Below are 19,431 nucleotides of genomic sequence, written 5' to 3' on the forward strand. Positions count from 1 at the left end.
CCCGCCGTTGGGGAGGAGCCATGATCCCGGGCGTGGCGCTGTTGACCCGCGCCGAGGTGGCCGCCCTGTTCCAGGTGGATCCCAAGACCGTGACCCGCTGGGCCAAAGCCGGGCGGCTCACCTCGGTCCGCACCCCGGGCGGGCACCGCCGCTACCCCGCCGACCAACTCCACGGCCTCCTCACCGGCGAGACCGGCGCATATGGGCCTCCCGCCGCATATGACCATGACGGTGAACGGCTCCTGTCCGGTGGTGAGGTGGCGAGCCTGCTTCGCCTGCAGGCCGGCAAGGTCCACGACTACCTGGCGGCGCGCGGCGTGGTCGCGATCCGCCCCGCCGGGCGAGGGCGATGCTACCGGGAGACGGCGGTGCGCGCCCTCGCCGAGGGAGCCGGGTGATGGGCCCACATCAGCTCCCCAGCAGGAACAACATCCGGCCTACGACCCAGGAGCGGTTCCCGGTCCGCACGGCGCGGCTGCCCCCCGGACCAGGCCGCCACCAAGAGGATCGAACAGCCCCACAGGGCATGGCCGCGCCGTCTTGGACGATGCCGCTCCCGCCCGCCCAGGACCCCTTAAAGGCCGCACCGGCCCAGCGGAGTGGTGCGGGCTTCGATGACAAGACAGTGGATGAGGTGGTGACCATCGAACTCGCCACGATGATCCGCATCGGAATCCAAACGGGCCTTCTCCCCGTCTGGACAGACGCCCCCACACCACGGACAGCTCCAACCTGACCAGGCCATGCCTTCGGCCCTCCTCGGCGTTCTCGGCACCGAGCCCTCGGTGGGATCCGCCCACCGGCATGGAACCCTTCCCACGACGGGGCGGCCGGCGGCGTTCCCTGGGACCGCGCTTCCCGGTCGGCGTCCCACGCCGGAAACGGCGTCTGTCGGGTCGGTGGACGGCTCCACCACGGGCGCGAAGCGGTGACGCCCCGGATCAAGCATCGAACTCACCTGCACGGCGGCCGCTCCACCGTCCCGGGCCGTGGTCAAGAAAGGCCCGGTCTGTTGAGGACCGGCACGGTGAAGGGGCGGGCATGGGATCGGGGTGCTCCGGATGTTTCCCCCTCCCCCAAGCAGCGCCTCGCCCGTCCGTGCGCCGTCGGCGCGCGGACGACCGGCCCGGCGGCCCGCGTGCGGCTCCGTGGCGTCGGCCACTTCCCAACTCTTTCCCGGGAAGAAGTTATGTTTTGTACATATTTGGGGTATATGTTCGTTTTGTAAACAACGTGTTTCCGCCCGGCCCCACCGGACCGGACGAGGCCGGCGGCGCGCCCCGGACGGGCTTCCGCTCCGCCGGCACAGACCGACCAGGGAGAGGCGACATCGTGTTCGAGACCCGAGCCGCGGTGGTGCGTCCCGGCAGCGGGACCTTCACGTGGGAGAACGTCCGACTGGAGGACCCGCGCCCCGACGAGGTCGTGGTGCGCGTCGTCGGAGCGGGCATCTGCCACACCGACTTGGCCACCCGTGACGAGAAGCTGCACACCCCCATGCCCGCCGTGCTCGGCCACGAGGGCGCGGGCGTGGTGGAGGCGGTCGGTTCCGCCGTCACCCGCGTTGCCGTGGGCGACCACGTGCTGCTGTCCTTCAGCTCCTGCGGCCACTGCTCCGCCTGCCAGCACGGTCACCCCGGGTACTGCGAGACCTTCATCGCGCGCAACTTCGGCGGTCGGCGTCCCGACGGCACCACGCCCATCAGCACCCCGGAGGGCGAGCCGCTGGGCGGACGGTTCTTCGGCCAGTCCTCCTTCTCCGTGCGGGCCGTGGTGGACGAGCGGAGCGTCGTCGCCGTGGAGACCTCGGGGGAGGACGAACTCGCCCTGCTCGCCCCGATCGGCTGCGGGGTCCAGACCGGCGCGGGCGCCATCCTCAACGAGCTGCGTCCGGGCGCCGGTGACACCATCGCCGTCTTCGGAGCCGGCGCCGTCGGCCTCTCCGCCGTCATGGCCGCCGCGCTGACCCCGGCCACCCGGGTGATCGCCATCGACATCGTGCCCTCCCGCCTGGAGCTCGCCCTGGAGGTGGGCGCCACCGACGTCATCAACGGCCGTGAGGAGGACACCGCCGCGCGGCTCGCCGAGATCACCGGCGGCCGTGGCCTCACCCACGCCCTGGAGAGCAGCGGCGTCCCCGCCCTGCTGCGCCAGGCGATCGACTCCCTGGCGGTCGGCGGCACGGTGGCCGTCGTGGGCGCTCCGGCCACCGGCACCGACGGCACCTTCGACGTCAACTTCCTGCTCAACGGCCGCAGCATCCGCGGTGTCACCGAGGGCGACAGTGACGTGCTCACCTTCATCCCGGCCCTGGTGGACCTCTACCGCGCCGGGCGCCTGCCCTTCGACCGGATGATCCGCACCTACCGGCCCGAAGAGATCAACGAGGCCGCGGCCGACGCCGCCTCGGGGGCGGTGCTCAAGCCCGTGCTGCGCTTCCCGTCCTGACCCCAGACCCGGGGGCCGGGTCCGTCGACACACTCCGGATCCGGCCCTCGCTCCAACCGTCCCGCCCGGGCCGACGCCGGCCCGGACGTTCTCCGTGTGGGCGTGAAGAACCGGGAGGAACCCGGGTTCCAGGAGCCGTCACACCACCCCGCTCATAAGAGCGGGGAGGATGGACGGCTTCGAGACCAGGAAACCGGCCCGAGAACGCCGGACGGTTCTCCCGCCGGCCCGCGGCGTGGCCGGCGGGCGGCCGGCGATGCCTGGATACGGGGCTGGTCGGGCCCCGGGATTCCCGGTCGGCCATCGGCCCCTGGCCGAGCGTGCCATCCGGTACGTGACGCTGCTTGGCCCACCCGATGGGCACAGCGTGGCGGCCGTGCGCGACGCCTCCGTGGACACCGCCCCGCCACCCCGTTCGAAGCGACCGCCGGCCTGGCGCCAGGGCGCGAAGACGGCCGCCCGCGAAGCGTTCCCCTGCCGGCGACATCCCGGTTCACTCTGCGCCCCCGACTCCTGGCGGCACGGCTCCGGCGAGTACACCTGCGGCCCGCTCAGGCGATACCTCCCGCAGGGCAGCGATGCGTCCAGGCCCTCGCGCGAGGAGCTGAAAGCCGTCGTCCCCGACGCGGCTCACGGCCGGGCGCCTCGCTGAACCCCTGACAGCGCACGGCGGCCAGTGGCGGTGTTGCCGCCACGCCCTGGAACTCCACCGGACCCCTTCGCCGCCTCCGCCGAGATCCCCGGCCTTCGGGAACGCGGCCTCCCGGGGAGCGGGGCTCTGGCCCGGTCATTGCAGCCCAGTGCCGCGCCCACTTCGGCCCCGACTTGGACCACCGTCGCCGCAACGCCGGCGTCGTCAGGACGCGGAGAGGTCGCCGCGGGTGATCCGGGCGACCAGGTCGTCGCGCAGCGCCCCGAACCCGGTGGCCGACCAGACGCTCTGCTCGGCGGGCACCTCGTAGTAGGGGACGATGTGCCCCTCGTGCTCGACGCGCAGGGCGTCCGGCTGCAACCGGGAGTTCACCCGCCGGGCGCACTCGGCGCACAGCGGCACCTCCATGCTGCGGCGTTCACCGAGGGCCCGCCACCGCGTGCGGGTGGTCCGGGTCCCGTGCAGGGGGTTGGCGTAGCAGTGCGCGCGGGGCTCCGCCGGAACCCGGCCCTCGTCGAGGGCGCGGGCCCGGGCCATGGCGTCCTCGGCGACGTCGAGCAGCACCAGCGCGCCCGCGGCGTCGGCGAGGTCGGCGCGCCCGTCGCCGATGGCGTCGTAGGCGGCCCCCGCCGCGGCGTGGGCGTCGAGGGCCAGGCGCAGCGCCTCCACCGCCTCGGGGCCGCCCCTGTCCCCCGTGGTCGTCGCGCTCAACCGTTCGCCGACCTCGACCAGGTCCGCGCGGATACGCTCGGCGAGCCCGTCCAGCCGGGCGTGCTCGGCGTTGTCGAACGCCGCGTGCGAGACCGGGGCGGAGGCGATGGGAGAGGGCCGCCGGGCTCTGCGCCGCCACACCAGGAACGCTCCGCCGAAGGCGAGGAGGGCCAGGAGGGCCGCGGCCCCCCACCACAGCGCGGTGCCGTCGCCTCCGGCCTCCTCCTCGGAGGGCTCGGGCGTCTCCTCGGCCGCCTGTTCCGCCGCTTCCTCCTCCACCGCCTCGGCACTGGCCAACGCCTCGGCGAAGAGACGGTCGTAGATCTCCTCCGCCTCGCCGGAAAGGGTCACCTCGACGGCCCGCTCGACCCGGGCGGCGACGGCCCCGTCGTAGTCGGCCTCGTTGTCGGCGACCATGGCGGCGTAGAAGGCGCTGTGCTCGGGGTCCTGCGAGCCGTGGGTGATGTCCTCGCCCTCCAACCCGTACTGGTCGGTGACGAGGTAGTGGGCCTCGTCCACCCCCAGACGGTCGTGGACGGCGGCGATCAGCTCCCCGGCGTCGCCCTGCCAGGCGCCCCCGTGGATCAACGGCACCATGATCACGTAGAGGGGGACCCCGCTGTCTTGGATGTCCTCCGCCAGTTCGCGCCGTTGCTCCTCCGGCATCGCCGAGGCGTAGGAGGGGTCGACATAGATCGGGGATTCCCGCAGGGAGGAGACGATCTGCTCGGTCCGTCCCTGTTCGCCGCCCTGGGGCGCCGCGGCCGGGGCGGCGGCGAAGGCGGGCGGGGTCCACAGCGCCACGGCCAGCGCGACGGTCATCGGAAGCGCGCCCACCACACGCCGTCGGTCAGTGCACACCCAGTTCCTCCAGGACTTGTTCCGCCAGCGGCGCCCCCCGTACGCCGTACTGGGCGCGCACCCACACCCGGTCGAGGGTGTGGTGGGGGACGACCGAGGTGCCGTCGGACACGCGCAGCGCGCGGCGCTCCCGCTCGGCCTTGGTCAGGTTCATGCAGTCGGCGCACAGGTAGACGTTGCCCACTCCGGGGATCTTGCGCCTCTTCTCGGTGGTGGACCCGTGCAGCGGGTGGTTCATGCACACCGGGCGCGGCCGGACCGACCTCCTGTCGAGCTGTTCGCGCGCGCCGCGCAGCAGCACGATCACGCCGACGAGGTCCAGCTCGTCGGGTTCCTCGGCGCGCACCAGCAGCGCCGCGTCCAGGGCCGCCATCGCCTGGGGCATCCGGGGGTGGTCGGGGCCGGCCTGGCCGACCGCGGCGTTGAGGGCCGCGGTCTCCTCGTCGGCGATGCGTTCCAGCCGGCGCCGTCCCGGGTGGGCCGGGACAGTGGGCCGCTTCTCCTTGTCGGAACGGGCCCGGGACACCGCGCGCGCCGTCATGCGCACCAGCAGGCCGACGCCGAAGACGAGGCTGCAAAGGACACTGCCGAGGAGCAGCGCGGGCAGCATGTTGGAGAGGTACTCCGGCAGCCGGGCGGGAACGGGCTCCTCGAAGAGGAAGGGGTCGGGTTCGGGGGAGGAGCCGTCGGGCACGATCCCCGGGGTGTCCTCGATGGTGTCGAGCGCCTCCATCAGCGCCTCGGCCGCCGTGGGTTCCACCAGATCCGGGGAGGAGATCTCGTACTGGCCGGTCAGGTCCAGCGCGTAGCCGAACGGGACGGCGACCATCTGGACGTCGTAGGCCGAGGGGTGCACGACCAGGTAGATCCCGTCCTCGCCCAGGACATGGTGGAGGGCGTGGGCGAAGAGCTCCGGCTCGCCGTCCGACTCGTCCTCGCCGCCCATGTGCAAGACGGCGACGTAGACAGGGATGTCGCTGTCGGCGACCCGTTCGGCGACGGCGTCCAGCCCGGTGCGCGGCCCCTCGGCCAGCGGATCGACGTAGAGGGGGAGGTCACGCAGGCTGTCGGCGACACGCTCGACGCGCGTGGTGTCGGCGACGTAGGGCGGTTCCGTCGGAGGCGTCCCGCTCCGCAGCCCGCCGTCCGAGGCGTTCGGGTCGGGGACGCCGAACAGGTAGACCAGGGACGCCCCGATGATCAGGACCGGCAGGGCCAGGACGGCGAGCGTGGTGATCACCGCCCGCCTCGCCCGCGTGCTCATGCGCGTCTCCCCTTCGCCGTCGCCGCCTTCTCCTCGGCGGCCTTGGCTCGGTCGCGGCGGACCAGGACGGCGATGCCGCCCGCGGTCAAAGCGGCGCCCGCGAGCGTGCCGGCGAGGAAGCCCAGGTTGGCCGCGCCGTTGTGCCGGCGCGGGTCGATGTCCTCCAGGAACGACTCGACGGGGCCCTCGCCCCCCACGTCCTCGGGGGTGGCGTAACCGGAGCGGACCTCCTCGGCCATCGCGGTGACCTCGGGATCCAGCAGGAGGTCGACGAAGTCCGCCCCCGTGGCGCCGATCGCGGTGTCGTAGTCGAGGTGGTCGTTGACGACCAGCTCGGCGTCGTCCACCGGCAGGTCCACGCCGTAGCTCTCGGCGTGGAGGCTGCTCAGGGGGCCGAGGTAGACGTAGATCCCGTCCGCTCCGATGCGGTCGTGCACGATCGCGGGCACGTCCCTCCAGCTGGTGGGGGAGTCGATGAGCGGCCCGGCGATGACGTAGTGGGGGACGTCGAGCCGCGCGAAGGAGCGGCGCAGACTCTCCTCCAGGAGGCCGAGGTCGTAGTCGCCGGCGAGGGCGTCGCTGACCACGACCGCCTCGCCCGCGGGCTGTTCCATGAGCTCGGCGGCGAAATGGGCGGAGGCGGTCGACGCGGCGTCGGCCTGCACGGGGGTGGCTACGGCCGCCACGCCCGTCAACGCAAGGAGGCCCGCGGCGACCGGCCTGAGGGGTACCCGGAACACATCGGGAGGATATCGGAGCGCCGGACCCCCCTCACTGTCCGGGCGGGGCGCCGGCCCCCGCCCGAACGCGCCACGACGGCGGCGGGCCTCCCCCAGGCCCTCCGGGCCGCTCCAGGGACCGGAGGGGACGGCCGTGCCCGTCACCGGCCTCCCGGGGGCGCGCGTGCCGCCTCCCGGGAGGCGGGACCAGGCGTCCGTCAGGCGAGGACGCCTCCGCCGGTGCCACGGCCGGGCGGAGCCCTCGGCCTTTGCGACGGGGATTTCCCGGTGGGTGAGGAGGGCGACGCGGGGTGCCTCCCTCACCTCCACCCCGGCCGCCCCGCCCCGGCTCCGCCATTGCGCGCCCACGCCCCCGGGCTGCGGAGCGGGGAGGCGGAGCAGGAGATCCGGACGGCACGCGGCTGCCGCGGGCGCTCGGACGCCCCCGCGGCGTGGGCCGCGCCGGCCTGGAGGCGGCGCGGCGGGCCGCGGCCTTCGACGCTCGGGGCGGGGACTCAGGCCCCGGTGAGCGGGGCGCGCAGCGCCTCGGCGATCCAGGTGTAGAGGACCGGAAGAAGGTCCTGCTCCTCCTCGGGCGCGTTCCCGTTGACCACCGCCACCAGGGACAGGTAGCGGCCGTAGGTGTCGTCGTAGCCGGGGGCCTCCCCCGCGGCCTCCTCTTCGGCGATCTCGCGCAGGAGCCCGGGGGCCTGGAGGAACCCGTCGGCCATCCGCTCCCGGACATGAGGGGCGAGCGGGGTGTCGGACAGCGCCGCGGCCGCCTCGGCGAAGCGCGTGACGGCCTCCTGCGCCCGCGGGGATCGGGGGGACTCCCCGGCGCGGTAGACGGCGATGACCTCCTCCATGAGCCGGCTCCCGCTGCTGTGGATGAACTCCTGGAACGGCTCGCTCGCCATGGTCCGGCCCAGATCGTCGGAGTAGGTCTCCCGCAGGTGGGCGCGGACCTCGGTGCGAAAGCCCGGGTCCCGCACCAGCTCGGCCAGCTCGATCCAGGCTTCGAGCTGGGTGGCGGTGGGGTCCTCGGGCAGGACCGGCCGCATCGTCCGCAACCGGTCGACGAAACCGTCGGGGACGTCGAGTCCCTCGCCGACGTCGTTCCAGAAGTCGTCGATGAGCCGCTCGCGCTCCTCGTCGGACATCGACACGAGCCGGTGCATCAGGGCCGCCCGCGCGACCGTGCCGCGCTGCTTGACCAGGGTCCGCAGCACGGCCCGTCTGGCCCGTAGGGTGCGCTCCTGGCGCTCCACGATCGCCAGGTGCGCCGTGAGGAGATCGTGCAGGGTCGTCTCGCCTTCGATCAGCCGGCGGATGTCGTCCAGGCCCGTGTCCAGTTCTCGCAGGGTGCGGACGAACTCCAGCCGGGCGATGGCGTCGATGTCGTACAGCCGGTGGCCCGTCTCGGTCACGGTCGTGGGTTCGATGAGTCCGGCTTCGGCGTAGAACCGGACGGCGCTGACGCTCAGACCGCTGCGGCGCGCGGCGTCTCCGATGGGGTACAGCCCTTGGTCGCTCATGGGGCCACTGTGGCGCCTCAAGCGGCTTGAGATGCAAGCCCGGCCGTGGGCCGCCTGCCCGCGGGACGAGCGGCCGATCCGCGGCCGGGGCATCGGCACCGAGGCCACCCGCCTCGTCCTGGACCGGGCCTTCCACGTCGCGAACATGGCGTTCGTCTGGCTGACCGTGCGCGAACCCAACGTTGGAGCGATCCGGGCCTATGAGAAGGCGGGGTTCAAGCGACAGGGCATCCGCCGCGACTCGAACGTGTGGCTCGGGCAGCGAGTGAACGAGGTCCACATGGACGCGGTCCCCGCCGACCTCCCGGGGCCTTCGCTGGTCAAGCAGAAGTTCCAATGACGGCCTCCACAGCGCAGTAGCCGCATACGGCAGGGCCTCGCTCGGTGATCCGGATGAGGCGCTTCGTGTGGCACTGCGGGCATTGCTCGACCAACCGCCGAACGCCGAGCGAGCGGCGCGGGTGGCCTTCCCCATCTTCCGCCGTGGAGACACTCGCCGCCCGGGGGCCGTGCCGGGGCCGGCAGCGGCGTCGTGCCCGGCGAGGGATCACGGCGAGCCGTATGTCCTACGGGCCGGGTCTCCCGGTCCCAGGGCCGGCGGTCCTCATAGCGCGCGGTCGATCATCGCCTCCAGTTTCGAGGCGGTCGCCGTACCGAGGACGCGATCGACCTCGGCGCCGTCCTTGAAGAGGACGAGGAGGGGGAGGCCGTTGACACCGTGTTCGAGGGCGCTGGCGGGGTTCTCGTCGACGTTCACCCGGACGACCTTGGCGCGGCCCTCGTACCGTTCGGCGACGGCCCGCACGGTCGGGGCCACGACGCGGCACGCCGGACAGCCGACGGACCAGAACTCGACCAGGACCGGTTCGGTCGCCTTGGTCACCTCGTCGTCAAAGGTGGCGGTCGTGACCTGGTGGACGTCGGCCATGTGCTCCTCGTTCCCGGGGTGCGGTGACGGGCGCGGCGCGCGGGCGGCCGTGACCGGTGTCCGGTCCGCCCCACGGGCGGCCGTGTCTCGGGGACGGCACGGGATCGGCGTGGACGCGCGCCCACCCGCCGGACAGGAGCAATGTAGCCGTGTTCCGGCCCGCGCGTCCGCGTTTTCCAGGACGGGAAGTGCTTCCTGCGCTTCCGTCCCGATTTGGCATTCTCGAAGACAGGCCGGAAGCGGAGCCGTCGCTCCCCTCGGGGACGACCTCCCACGGCCCCGACCACAGGACGGGGACCGGCCGGATGCCGTGACACCGTCCGCGCCGCCCCACCGGCAAAGGACGCACCCCGGACGGTCGGGTCCCCGAGGCGGGTGCGGCGGGCGGGCCGGCTCACCCGTCGGCGGGCGGCTCGAAGCGCGTCACCTCACATCGGCCGCGCCGCCCTGAACCGCGCGGCGCGGCACGGATGCCCGGCCAGGCAGACGTCTGCGCCGTGGTGCCGACGGCGGGCACCCGCCCGGACCGTCCCCGCCGGAAACGGGCGACGGCGCGAGACCGGTCCGGCGGCCGGGCGAGGAGGTCGTAGGCGTGGCCGCCGCCTCGGGGTGGGGCCGTGGACGGACACGCCGGCCCGGGCGGGGAGGCGGGCGCCCCGCCTCCCCGCCCGGGCCGGGGGCGGACGCGGCGGGCGCCCTGGACCGGTCCGGCCACGCGGAACGCCCCGGCTTCCCCGGCATGGCGGTGCCCTGGCACCGGGCGCGGGCTCCCCCTCCGGACGTGACACCCTGGTGACGCGAGCCCCCGGTTCGACGGGCCGTCGTCAGCGTCGAGCGGGCGCCGCCGTGTGGCCCGAGGGATGGCACGCCCTCCAGGATGCCCCCAGCCGGGCGCCCGGCCGGCGCCGTGGCGGCCGTTGCCGAGGAGCTGCCCCGATGGGTCCACGCCGCCCGCACGGGCGGCCCTCCGCCGCCCCCCGCGACGGCACCGCGCCGAAGGCCGGGGGAGGTCTCGCTCCCCCGAACCCCACCCCCGAGGAGAACGACCATGACACCCAGGGAGAACGGGTACGCCCGCGCCCAGGACGGAACCGCGCTGGCCTACCAGCGGCACGGCGACGGCCCTCCCCTGCTCCTGCTCGCCGGCCAGGCCAACGACCACCACTGGTGGGACGGTGTCCGGGAGGACTTCCACGCCACGCACGCCACCATCACGATGGACTACCGGGGTACCGGCGACAGCGACGCGCCCGACACGCACTACTCCACGCGCGGGTTCGCCGACGACGCGATCGCCGTCTTGGACCGGCTGGGGGTCGAACGGGCCGACGTCTACGGCACCTCCATGGGCGGTCGGGTCGCCCAGTGGATCGCGGCGCGCCATCCCGAACGGGTCCGCCGGCTGGTGCTGGGGTGTACCTCGCCCGGTGGCCGCCACGCCCGGGAACGGGACCAACGGGTCAGGCGCGCCCTGGGCCACCGTGACCCCAAGGTCGCCCGCGAGACCCTGCTCGACCTGATGTACACGCCGTCGTGGCGGGCCGGGCATCGCGGCCCCTTCACCGTCGTGGGTTCCGCGAAGATGCCTCCGCACGCACGCCGGCGGCATCTGGTGGCCAGCGACGAGCACGACGCCTGGGACGTCCTGGAGGAGATCACCGCCCCCACCCTGATCCTGCACGGTGACGCCGACGAGATGGTCCCCTCGGACAACGCCGGGCTCCTCGCCTCACGGATTCCCGACGCCCGCGTGGAGCTGCTGCCCGGCGCCCGCCACGCCTACTTCCAGGAGTTCCGTCCCCTGGCCAGCCGCCTGGTCGTGACCTTCCTCCGGGAGGGGTGAGGACCGTCCCGGCCTCGGACGCGCTCCTGCCCCCGGTGCCGTTCTCCTCGCCCCGCCCGCGCGGCCGAGCCGGGGCGGGCGTCCCCTGCCGCGCCCGCGGCCCGGCGAGGGGAGGCCCCGCCCCGAGGACCACCGTTTCCACCGAAATGCGGTTCGGCGACGCGATCCGCGCCGCGCCCGCACGTCCGACCGTGGTCGTCCGGCGACGTCATCGAGGACGGCCTGTCCTCCCCCTGCACATGTTCACCGGGGCCGGCGCCGGTCGGCCGGGAACCCGCGCGGCGTCGGGCCGGAGCGCCGCGCGGTCCCGGACCGCGGGTGAGGTCGCCGTCCTGCCGGCTCCGCGGTCCGGTGTTCGCCGGCGGGGAGCCCCGGGGCGACGGGGCTTCTTGTGGGGACGGCGACGCGCCGGGGAACGCGGCCCTGGAGCCGGATCCGGCGGAGGCCGGCGGCGGGAGAGGCCGCGACCGGCGGGCGTCCGCCGGCGTCTACCCTCGTAACCGTGACCGACACGCTCGACCTGGAGGCCGTCGCCGTCCGGATGCGCGAGGTCCTCGGCGAAGGACCGGTGCTCGCGCTGACCGGCGCGGGCATCTCCACGGACTCGGGGATCCCCGACTACCGGGGTCCCGGCTCCCCTCCGCGCACGCCCATGACCTACCAGCAGTTCGTCGGCGACCCCGCGTTCCGCCGGCACTACTGGGCCCGCAACCACGTCGGCTGGCGGCACGTCCACCGGACCCGCCCCAACGAGGGTCACCGCGCGCTGGCCGAGCTGGAGGCCGCCGGCGTGCTGTCCGGGGTGATCACGCAGAACGTGGACACCCTGCACGAGATGGCCGGCAGCAGGCGGGTCATCGACCTGCACGGCCGCTACGACCGGGTGGTGTGCCTGTCGTGCGCGCGGGTGATCCCCCGTGGACGGCTGGACGCCCGCCTCACCGAGCTGAACCCGGACTTCGCCGACGCCGTGGCCGACGTCGAGGTCGCCCCCGACGCCGACGCGGTCCTGGCCTCGACCGAGGGGTTTCGGGTGGCCGACTGCGCGGACTGCGGCGGGATGCTCAAACCCGACATCGTGTACTTCGGGGAGAACGTTCCCAAGGAGCGCGTGCTGGAGGGGTACCGGCTGGTCGACGAGGCCGCCGCCCTGCTGGTCGCCGGCTCGTCGCTGACCGTGCTCTCGGGCCGGCGGTTCGTCAAGCGCGCCGCCGACCAGGGCAAGCCGGTGGTGATCCTCAACCGGGGCGCGACCCGGGCGGACGCGATCGCGACACTGACCGTCGACGCGGGCTGCTCGCCGGCGCTGCGCGCCCTCGTGGCGGCCTACACCGGCTGAGGGGGCCGGTTCAGAACAGCGTGTCCACCCCCGCCGGTGCGAGGGCCGGCACACCCGCGCCTTCGAGGTCGAGCAGGAAGCGCTTGCGCTCCAGCCCGCCGCCGTACCCGGTCAGGGAGCCGCCGGAGCCGACGACCCGGTGGCAGGGGATGACGATCCCGATCGGGTTCTTGCCGTTGGCCAGCCCCACGGCGCGCGAGGCCCCCGGGCTGCCGATCTCCTCGGCCAGCCGGCCGTAGGTGAGCGTGGTCCCGTACGGGATGTCGCGCAGTGCGGCCCAGACGCGGCGTTGGAACACGGTGCCGCGCGGCTGCAACGGCAGGTCGAACCCCCTGCGCTCCCCCGCGAAGTAGGCGGCGAGCTGCTCGGCGGCGGCGGAGAGGACGGGCACGGCCTCCCCCTCGACGCGCTCGCCGAACAGCGTGTCGGCCGGGCGGTGCCGCTGCCGTTCCATGTACAGGCCGGTCAGGGCGCCGTCCTCGGCGACGAGGGTGAGCGGACCGACGGGGCTGTCCAGCACGGTGTGCGCGCGCCCCGTGGTCCTGTCGGCTGTGGTCATGCGGGAACCTCTTCCATGACGGGTGCCTCCCCGGTGGTCCCGGGCAGACGGTTGATCTCGTGGTCGGAGGTGGACCACAGGTACTGGACGGCGTAGGCGCGCCAGGGGCGCCAGGCCGCGGAGCGCCGGGCGAGGGCCGCGGGCGTGGCGGGCAGCCCCAGGCCCTGGGCCGCGCGGCGCACGCCCAGGTCGGTGGGGAGGAAAGCGTCGGGGTCGCCGAGCGCACGCATGGCGATCGTATCGACCGTCCAGGCTCCGACGCCGGGCAGCGCGGCCAGGCGGGCGCGCGCCTCCTGCCGGTCGGCGCCGGGCCCGAGGTCCAGCTCCCCGGAGGCGAGGGCCTCGGCCAGGGCGGCGAGCGTCGCGCGGCGCGCCGCCGGCAGCGCCGGCCCCGGTTGGGGGGCGACCAGCGCCTCGGGGCGCGGGAACAGGCGGGAGAGCCCGCCGGCGGGGTCGTCGACCGGTTCCCCGTGCGCGGTGGCGAGCCGGGCCGCGTGGGTGCGGGCCGCGGCCGTGGAGACCTGCTGGCCGAGGACCGCGCGCACCGCCATCTCCGCGCCGTCGGCGCAGCGGGGGACCCTGCGGCCGGGGGCCCGCTCCACCAGCGGCGCCATCAGCGGGTCGGCGCGTAGCAGGTCGTCCACCGCGACGGGGTCGGCGTCCAGGTCGAGCGTCCAGCGGCACCGGCTGATCGCCGCGGGCAGGTCACGCAGGTCGGTGAGGGTGAGCGTGCAGGCCACGTGATCGGGTCGGGGGCTCAGCGCGACGATGGCGGGGCCGCCGGGCAGCCGTAGGGTGCGCCGGTAGGCCCCGTCGCGCCACTCCTCGACGCCGGGCACGGCCGTGGCCGCCAGGTGCCCGAACAGGTTGTCCGGGCACAGCGGGGCCCGGAACGGCAGCCGCAGCGACAGCGTCCCGGTTCCGGCCGGGGCGTGGCCGCGCGCGGCGCGCTCGCGCAGCCCGGTCGGGGAGACCGCGAACACCTCGCGCACGGTCTCGTTGAACGCGCGGATGCTGGAGAAACCCGCGGCGAAGGCGACGTCGCCCATGGGCAGCGCCGTGGTCTCGACCAGCAGCCGGGCGGTCTGGGCGCGCTGGGCCCGGGCCAGGGCCAGCGGTCCCGCGCCGAGCTCGGCGCGCACCTGGCGTTCGAGCTGGCGGACGCTGTAGCCGAGCCGGGCGGCCAGGCCGCTCACCCCCTCCCGGTCCACCACTCCCTCGGCGATCAGCCGCATCGCGCGGGCCACGACGTCGGCCCGGTGGTTCCATTCGGGCGAACCGGGGCTGGCGTCGGGGCGGCACCGCTTGCATGCGCGGAAGCCGGCCCGCTGCGCGGCGGCGGCGCTGGGGTAAAAGCGCATGTTGCGCGGGTGGGGCGTGCGCGCCGGGCAGCTCGGCCGGCAGTAGATGCCGGTGGTCAGGACGGCGGTGAAGAACCAGCCGTCGAACCTGGCGTCACGGGAGCGCACCGCCCGCGCGCACCGTTCCACGTCTTCGTGCATGCGTCCAGCATCGCCGATGCGCACCCGGGACACTGGCGGAAAAACGACATCGCCGTGCGGGCGGGCGGGACGCGGCCACGAGCTCGTCACGCCGTCCCACCCTAGGGAGCGGGACGGGGCCTCTCCCTCACGAAGCGCCCATGGCCGACCCGGGACGGAGGCGATCCGCCCTCCGGGAGGCGCGGGACGGGCCGAGCGCCACATCGACGCAGCCGCCGCGCCCGCCCGCTCCGGCGGGCGCGGCACCGGCTCACGGGCGAGGCGGACGGCCGCACGTGAAGCTTCCACGCGGATCGGGGTACGGCCGCGCCGGGGACACGCGTCGGCTCCGAGGGCGTCGGGCCTGGTCCCGGCCCGACGCCGGCGGGAGCCTGGCCATCGGCCCGCTCCGCGCTGACCTGGGAGGCGGTCCCGGCCGCGGGGGCTGCCGCGGTCGTGATCGCCGTGCGAGCCACACCCCCGCCCCGCCACGGGACCGGGCGGTGAGGTCGTCATCGACGGGATCCCCCAGCCCGTCGGCTCGCAGCGGGACTACCGTGGGCGGACCGGTTCGACCAGAATCGGGGCATGCGCTGGGTGTGGGTGGGCGGATCGGCGGCCGTGGCGTGTATCGGGCTGGCCGTGGCGCTGTTCCTGTCGGACCTGGAGACCCTCTCGTGGATCGCCGGCGCCGGCTCCTTCGTCATCGCGGTTCCCTCGCTGGTCCTCGCCCTGCTCCTGGCCCGCCCCCGCTCACGCCCCGACCCCGGCCGGCCGGCGGCCCGGACCACGGCGAACCGGATCGGTTCCAACAGCGGCGCGTCCCAACAGGCCGAGACCGTGAATGCGGCCCTGTCGGAGGTCGGCCGCCACGGCGACACCTACAGCGCCGAGACCATCAACATCATCCGGCCGCCGGCGGACCCACCCGGCCCCGCTCTCCGTGAGGGGGCAGCGGACTGGGCGGGGATGTCGACGCCGATGGTCGAGGCCGACCCCCGCGCGCTGGGGGTGCACCCGGCGCGGCGGGGTGACGACGGGGGCGACCTGCCGCCCTACGTGGCCCGTGACGTCGACGCCGAGCTGGAAGGGCTCCTCCTCCGCGCGGGCGAGCGCGGCGGGGCGGTGGTAGTGGAGGGCGACTCCACCGCGGGCAAGACCCGCGCCCTGCTGCACGTCCTGCGGCGGACCCTGCCCCACCGGCGCCTGTACGCCCCCGTTCCAGGGGACGACCTGCGTGAGTTGGCCGCCCACCTGGCCTCGTCCCCACCCCGGGAGGGCGCCGTGGTGTGGCTGGACGACATGAACCGGTTTCTCGGCCAGGGCCGGCGCGGCCTGTCCGAACGGGTCCTGGGCGAGTTCCTGCGATGCGGGGCGGTGGTGGCGGCCACCCTGCGCGCCGAGTACGCCGACGCCTACCGCACCACGGCCTCCGATGGAGGCGGATACCGGTTGGAGGGGCGGGGCAGGCGGGAGAACGACGCCGCGCTGCTGCGACGCTTCATCCGGGTCGGCCTGGAGCGCGTCTGGAGCGACGCCGAAACCGAGCGGGCCGCCGAGACCGGGGACGGGCGGCTGGTCGAGGCCGCGGCCCACCATGGGACGCATGGGATCGCCGAGTACCTGGCCGCCGGCCCCGAACTGTTGCGGGCCTGGCGCGACGCCCGACGCTCCACCGCCCGGGGCGGCCACCCGCGCGGATACGCCGTGGTCGCCGCCGCGGTGGACCTGGACCGCACCGGCCTGCTCACCGCCCCCACCCCCTCCCTGCTGGAGAGGACCCACCAGATCTACATGGCCGGACTGGCGGCGCTGCGCCCCGAGCCCTTCGAGCAGGCACTGGAGTGGGCGTGCCGGCCGGGCGACCTGGGAGCCAGCGGCCTGCTCGTCCCCGCCGACGATGCCGGCGAACGCTGGTGGCCCTTCGACTATCTCGTCGAGGCCACCGCCTCCCCCGTCCCCTTGTCGGTCTGGGCGGCCGCGCTCGACCACGCCGCCGCCGACGACGAACGCCTCGCCATCGCGGACAACGCCGACGACGCCGGCCACCGTGACCTCGCCGCGACCGTCTGCGAGCCCCTCGCCCGGACCGGCCACCCCCGCGCCCTGTTCCTCATGGGCTACTGGGCCCACGACCGCGGCGACCTCGCCGAGGCCGAGGAGTGGTACCGCCGCGCCGCCGACAGCGGGGACCCCCACGCCCTGCTCACCCTGGGCTCGCTGCTGGAACACCAGGATCGCCGGGTGGAGGCGGAGGAGGTCTACCTGCGGGCGGTCGAGGCGGGCGACCTCCACGCCCCGGGCTTTCTCGGCCAGCTGCTCGCCGACCAGGAGCGCTTCGCCGAGGCCGAGGAGTGGTACCAACGCGCCGCCGACAGCGGGGACCCCATCGCACCGTACGCGCTCGGCCGGATGCTCCAGGACCTCCGGCGCCTCGCCGAGGCCGAGGCGTGGTACCGCCGGGCCATCGACGCGGGGGACACCGACGCCCCGACCGCCCTGGCCCACCTGCTCGCCGAGCAGGGACGCCACTCCGAAGCCGAGGAATGGTACCGACGCGCCATCGACGCCGGCGATACCCGGCACCTCATCAGCCTCGGCAACCTGTTCGCCGACCAGGGACGCTTCGACGACGCCGAGGAGTGGTACCTCCGCGCCATCGACAGCGGCGACAAATACGCCGAAAGCAACCTGAATCTCTTGTTCGTCCGGCACGGACGTTTCGACAAGGCCGAGGAACGGTGCCGGCGCGCCATCGACGCCGGGGACACAGGAGCCCTGAGCACCCTCGCCCACCTGCTCGCCGAGCAGGGACGCCACTCCGAAGCCGAAGAATGGTACCGACGCGCCATCGACGCCGGCGACGCTTTCGCCTCCTACGGCCTGGAGAGACTGCTCGCCGAGCAGGGACGCCGCTCCGAGGCCGAGCAGGCTTACCGACACGCCGCCGACACCGCCCAGGAGGGCGAGGACGGCGGCTCCTGACCGGCGCGCCGCCCCACCGAGGGCAGCCCCGGACGTGGCGGGCCGACCCGCCTCAACGGCCGCCGCGGGATCGTCGGTCACGCCGCCGAGGGGCCGGCCGCGACCTCCCGTCGGCCTCGGCGGAAACCGATCGGGCGCGCCGTCCGGGCGACCAGCGCGGTCCCCGGGCCGCTCCGGGGTTCCACCTCCCCGTTCCCGCACCGGGCGGCGCCCGGTGGATTCGGCCGATGCGCCCGGCCGGATGGCTCCTGAAGGCGCGAGACCGCCGCGGTCCCCGGGCCGCTCCCGGCCCGGGGCATCCGGCCGCGCGGGGTATCGAGCACGGCCGTAAGCGGCGTCACCCCTCCTCCCGGGGCCGGACAGGTCGAAGCCGTTCCCCGCTCCGTGGTCTTTCTCAGTCCCCGGACCGGACGATCCGCTCGACGGCCTCGACCACGACGGCGGCGTCGTAGGGGTCGGTGTCCAGCCCCCGATGCAGGGTCAGCCCCTCGATCAGGGCGTCCAGCATGATGGCGGTGACCGGGTCGAAGTGGCGTCCCAGCGCGGCCCGGGAACGGGCCATCCACCGGTTGGTCAGGTCCCGGAACTCCGGCTCGCGCGCCGCCAGGGTGTACAGCTCGCTGGTCAGCACGAGGTCACGCCGGGTGGCCAGGACGTCACCGGTGACCAGCGCGACCACCGCGGCCGCGGCCTCCTGGGCGTCGGCCGCCTCGGCCATGCGCCGCTCGAACCGGTCGGACACGCCGAGCGCGAACCGGTGGAACGCCTCGCGCAGCAGCTCGTTCATCCCGTCGAAGTGGTAGGTCATCGACCCCAGCGGCACCCCGGCGGCCTCGGCGATCTTGCGGTGCGAGGCCCCGGCCACCCCCCGTTCGACGATGACGTCGAGACAGGCGTCGATGATGCGATCACGCCGTTCGGGGTCGTTGCGCCGCGTGCGCCGGCCGGGCGCGGCCGGGTCTTCAGTCGTCCCGGGCCCGTCCGCGGTCTCAGGCATCGTCGTCGGAGATCTCGCGCACCACCCGCGCCGGGTTCCCGACGGCCACGACGTTGGCCGGCAGGTCCTTGACGACGACGGATCCCGCCCCGACCACGGTGTTGTCCCCGATCGTCACGCCCGGGCAGACGATCACGCCGCCGCCGAGCCACACGTTGTCGCCGATGGTGATCGGCTTGGCCGCTTCCAGCTTGTCGCGGCGCGGGGTCGGGGCGATCGGGTGGGTGGGGGTCAGCAGCTGCACGTTCGGACCGATCTGGCAGTCGGCGCCGATGCGGATCTGCGCGACGTCCAAGGCGACGAGGTTGTAGTTGACGAACGTGCGTGCTCCGACGTGGATGTTCTCCCCGTAGTCGACGTAGAGCGGGGGTTTGATGAAGGCGCCCTCGCCCAGGGTGCCGAGCAGCTCCGCCAGGATCGGGATGGCCGCTTCGGGTTCCTGTGCCGCTGCGGCCCGGTAGGCCTCCTGTAGACGCACCCCGCGCTGCGCGAGGCGGGCGTTCTCTGGATCGTCGGAGATGTACAGGTCCCCGGCGAGCATGCGCTCCCGGTTGGTACGCGGGTCCCCCGCGAAGTAATCCTTCACCATGCGTACGATCGTACATATGATGTGCGCGGCCGGGGCGTGAACGCCGGATCAGGACACAATCGCCGACCGGGGCGGCGCCCGCGCCCCGATCTCGCTCCACTGTGACCGCGCCGCGGCGGAGCGGATCGCCGCCGATCCCACGCCGAGGCGGACGCCCTGGCATGGGGAGGACGGTGCGGCCTCGCAGGGGCGCGGCACAAGGCCCCGCGGGCCGGGACCCGGAAGGCGCGAAGAGCCGGGCGGAGCCGGGACGTCCCGATGGGCTCGGACATCGGCCGCCGGGCGACAAGGCCCGTCCCCGACTCCCCGGCGGCGCTCCCACGAGGGACGGAAGGCACGGGACTCCCCCGGTCGGGCGGTGACCGGACCGCCGCGGTAGCAGGCCGGCCCGGCCGGCGCCGGAAACGCGGGACGGTCCGCGCCGGCCGGGAGCGTTCCGCGCAAGCGGTCCCGCCCTCTCCCGCGGACGGGACCCGATCGGGGATGGGAAAGGGGTGGGGCGGCGGGGAGTCCCCGCCGC

At 74.6% G+C, this 19,431-nt stretch carries 14 protein-coding genes and 1 pseudogene; 6 read left to right on the plus strand and 9 right to left on the minus strand.

Features of this window, described 5'->3' with window-relative positions; all coding sequences use genetic code 11:
- Positions 1–20: 20 nt before the first annotated feature.
- Positions 21–188, plus strand: a pseudogene (locus ACYVHU_RS21550) (BldC family transcriptional regulator); the annotation flags it as partial.
- 1,144 nt (positions 189–1,332) lie between these two features.
- Positions 1,333–2,448 carry an NAD(P)-dependent alcohol dehydrogenase gene (locus ACYVHU_RS21555; RefSeq protein WP_498949396.1) on the plus strand — a complete coding sequence of 372 codons (1,116 nt, stop codon included), beginning with the start codon at positions 1,333–1,335 and terminating at the stop codon, positions 2,446–2,448.
- A gap of 856 nt (positions 2,449–3,304) precedes the next feature.
- Here the strand turns inward: ACYVHU_RS21555 and ACYVHU_RS21560 are convergent.
- The 4 genes from ACYVHU_RS21560 to ACYVHU_RS21575 all read right to left on the minus strand — a co-directional run bounded on the left by ACYVHU_RS21560 (position 3,305) and on the right by ACYVHU_RS21575 (position 8,190).
- On the minus strand, positions 3,305–4,672 hold the full coding sequence (locus ACYVHU_RS21560) for a hypothetical protein (RefSeq protein ID WP_498949397.1): 1,368 nt from the start codon (positions 4,670–4,672) through the stop codon (positions 3,305–3,307).
- On the minus strand, positions 4,662–5,936 hold the full coding sequence (locus tag ACYVHU_RS21565) for a hypothetical protein (RefSeq protein ID WP_498949398.1): 1,275 nt from the start codon (positions 5,934–5,936) through the stop codon (positions 4,662–4,664). The genes ACYVHU_RS21560 and ACYVHU_RS21565 overlap by 11 nt, the downstream gene beginning before the upstream one ends.
- A complete protein-coding gene (locus ACYVHU_RS21570) occupies positions 5,933–6,622 on the minus strand; it encodes a hypothetical protein (protein WP_144390007.1) in 690 nt (229 codons plus the stop codon). Before ACYVHU_RS21570 ends, ACYVHU_RS21565 begins: the two co-directional genes overlap by 4 nt.
- A gap of 548 nt (positions 6,623–7,170) precedes the next feature.
- Positions 7,171–8,190 carry a helix-turn-helix domain-containing protein gene (locus tag ACYVHU_RS21575; protein WP_078760834.1) on the minus strand — a complete coding sequence of 340 codons (1,020 nt, stop codon included), beginning with the start codon at positions 8,188–8,190 and terminating at the stop codon, positions 7,171–7,173.
- 31 nt (positions 8,191–8,221) lie between these two features.
- Here ACYVHU_RS21575 and ACYVHU_RS21580 point away from each other — a divergent pair, with 31 nt between their 5' ends.
- Positions 8,222–8,530 (plus strand): GNAT family N-acetyltransferase, encoded by a 309-nt coding sequence (locus tag ACYVHU_RS21580; protein WP_235000823.1) that lies wholly within the window; start codon positions 8,222–8,224, stop codon positions 8,528–8,530.
- 264 nt (positions 8,531–8,794) lie between these two features.
- Here the strand turns inward: ACYVHU_RS21580 and ACYVHU_RS21585 are convergent, their stop codons facing one another.
- A complete protein-coding gene (locus tag ACYVHU_RS21585) occupies positions 8,795–9,118 on the minus strand; it encodes a thioredoxin family protein (protein ID WP_078760832.1) in 324 nt (107 codons plus the stop codon).
- 1,048 nt (positions 9,119–10,166) lie between these two features.
- Between ACYVHU_RS21585 and ACYVHU_RS21590 the strand changes: the two genes are divergently transcribed.
- Positions 10,167–10,961: an alpha/beta fold hydrolase gene (locus ACYVHU_RS21590; RefSeq protein ID WP_432940114.1), complete on the plus strand. Its 795-nt coding sequence runs from the start codon at positions 10,167–10,169 to the stop codon at positions 10,959–10,961.
- A gap of 541 nt (positions 10,962–11,502) precedes the next feature.
- On the plus strand, positions 11,503–12,300 hold the full coding sequence (locus ACYVHU_RS21595) for an NAD-dependent protein deacetylase (RefSeq protein WP_078760967.1): 798 nt from the start codon (positions 11,503–11,505) through the stop codon (positions 12,298–12,300).
- Positions 12,301–12,310: 10 nt separating this feature from the next.
- On the opposite strand, the gene ACYVHU_RS21600 is transcribed toward ACYVHU_RS21595, so the two are convergent.
- Together ACYVHU_RS21600 and ACYVHU_RS21605 are read right to left on the minus strand one after the other, a co-directional pair.
- Complete coding sequence (locus tag ACYVHU_RS21600) at positions 12,311–12,859, minus strand: methylated-DNA--[protein]-cysteine S-methyltransferase (protein ID WP_078760830.1); 549 nt, start codon at positions 12,857–12,859, stop codon at positions 12,311–12,313.
- The gene (locus tag ACYVHU_RS21605; protein ID WP_078760829.1) at positions 12,856–14,361 is read right to left on the minus strand and encodes a DNA-3-methyladenine glycosylase 2 family protein; all 1,506 of its coding nucleotides are present in this window, start codon (positions 14,359–14,361) and stop codon (positions 12,856–12,858) included. Before ACYVHU_RS21605 ends, ACYVHU_RS21600 begins: the two co-directional genes overlap by 4 nt.
- 567 nt (positions 14,362–14,928) lie before the next feature.
- Here ACYVHU_RS21605 and ACYVHU_RS21610 point away from each other — a divergent pair.
- Positions 14,929–17,325, plus strand: a complete 2,397-nt coding sequence (locus ACYVHU_RS21610; protein ID WP_498949400.1) for a tetratricopeptide repeat protein — start codon at positions 14,929–14,931, stop codon at positions 17,323–17,325.
- A gap of 394 nt (positions 17,326–17,719) precedes the next feature.
- Here the strand turns inward: ACYVHU_RS21610 and ACYVHU_RS21615 are convergent, their stop codons facing one another.
- Positions 17,720–18,322: a TetR/AcrR family transcriptional regulator gene (locus tag ACYVHU_RS21615; RefSeq protein WP_078760826.1), complete on the minus strand. Its 603-nt coding sequence runs from the start codon at positions 18,320–18,322 to the stop codon at positions 17,720–17,722.
- Positions 18,315–18,911: a sugar O-acetyltransferase gene (locus tag ACYVHU_RS21620; RefSeq protein ID WP_078760824.1), complete on the minus strand. Its 597-nt coding sequence runs from the start codon at positions 18,909–18,911 to the stop codon at positions 18,315–18,317. The genes ACYVHU_RS21615 and ACYVHU_RS21620 overlap by 8 nt, the downstream gene beginning before the upstream one ends.
- Between the last annotated feature and the right edge of the window lie 520 nt (positions 18,912–19,431).

It is taken from the genome of Marinactinospora endophytica, from assembly GCF_054780875.1.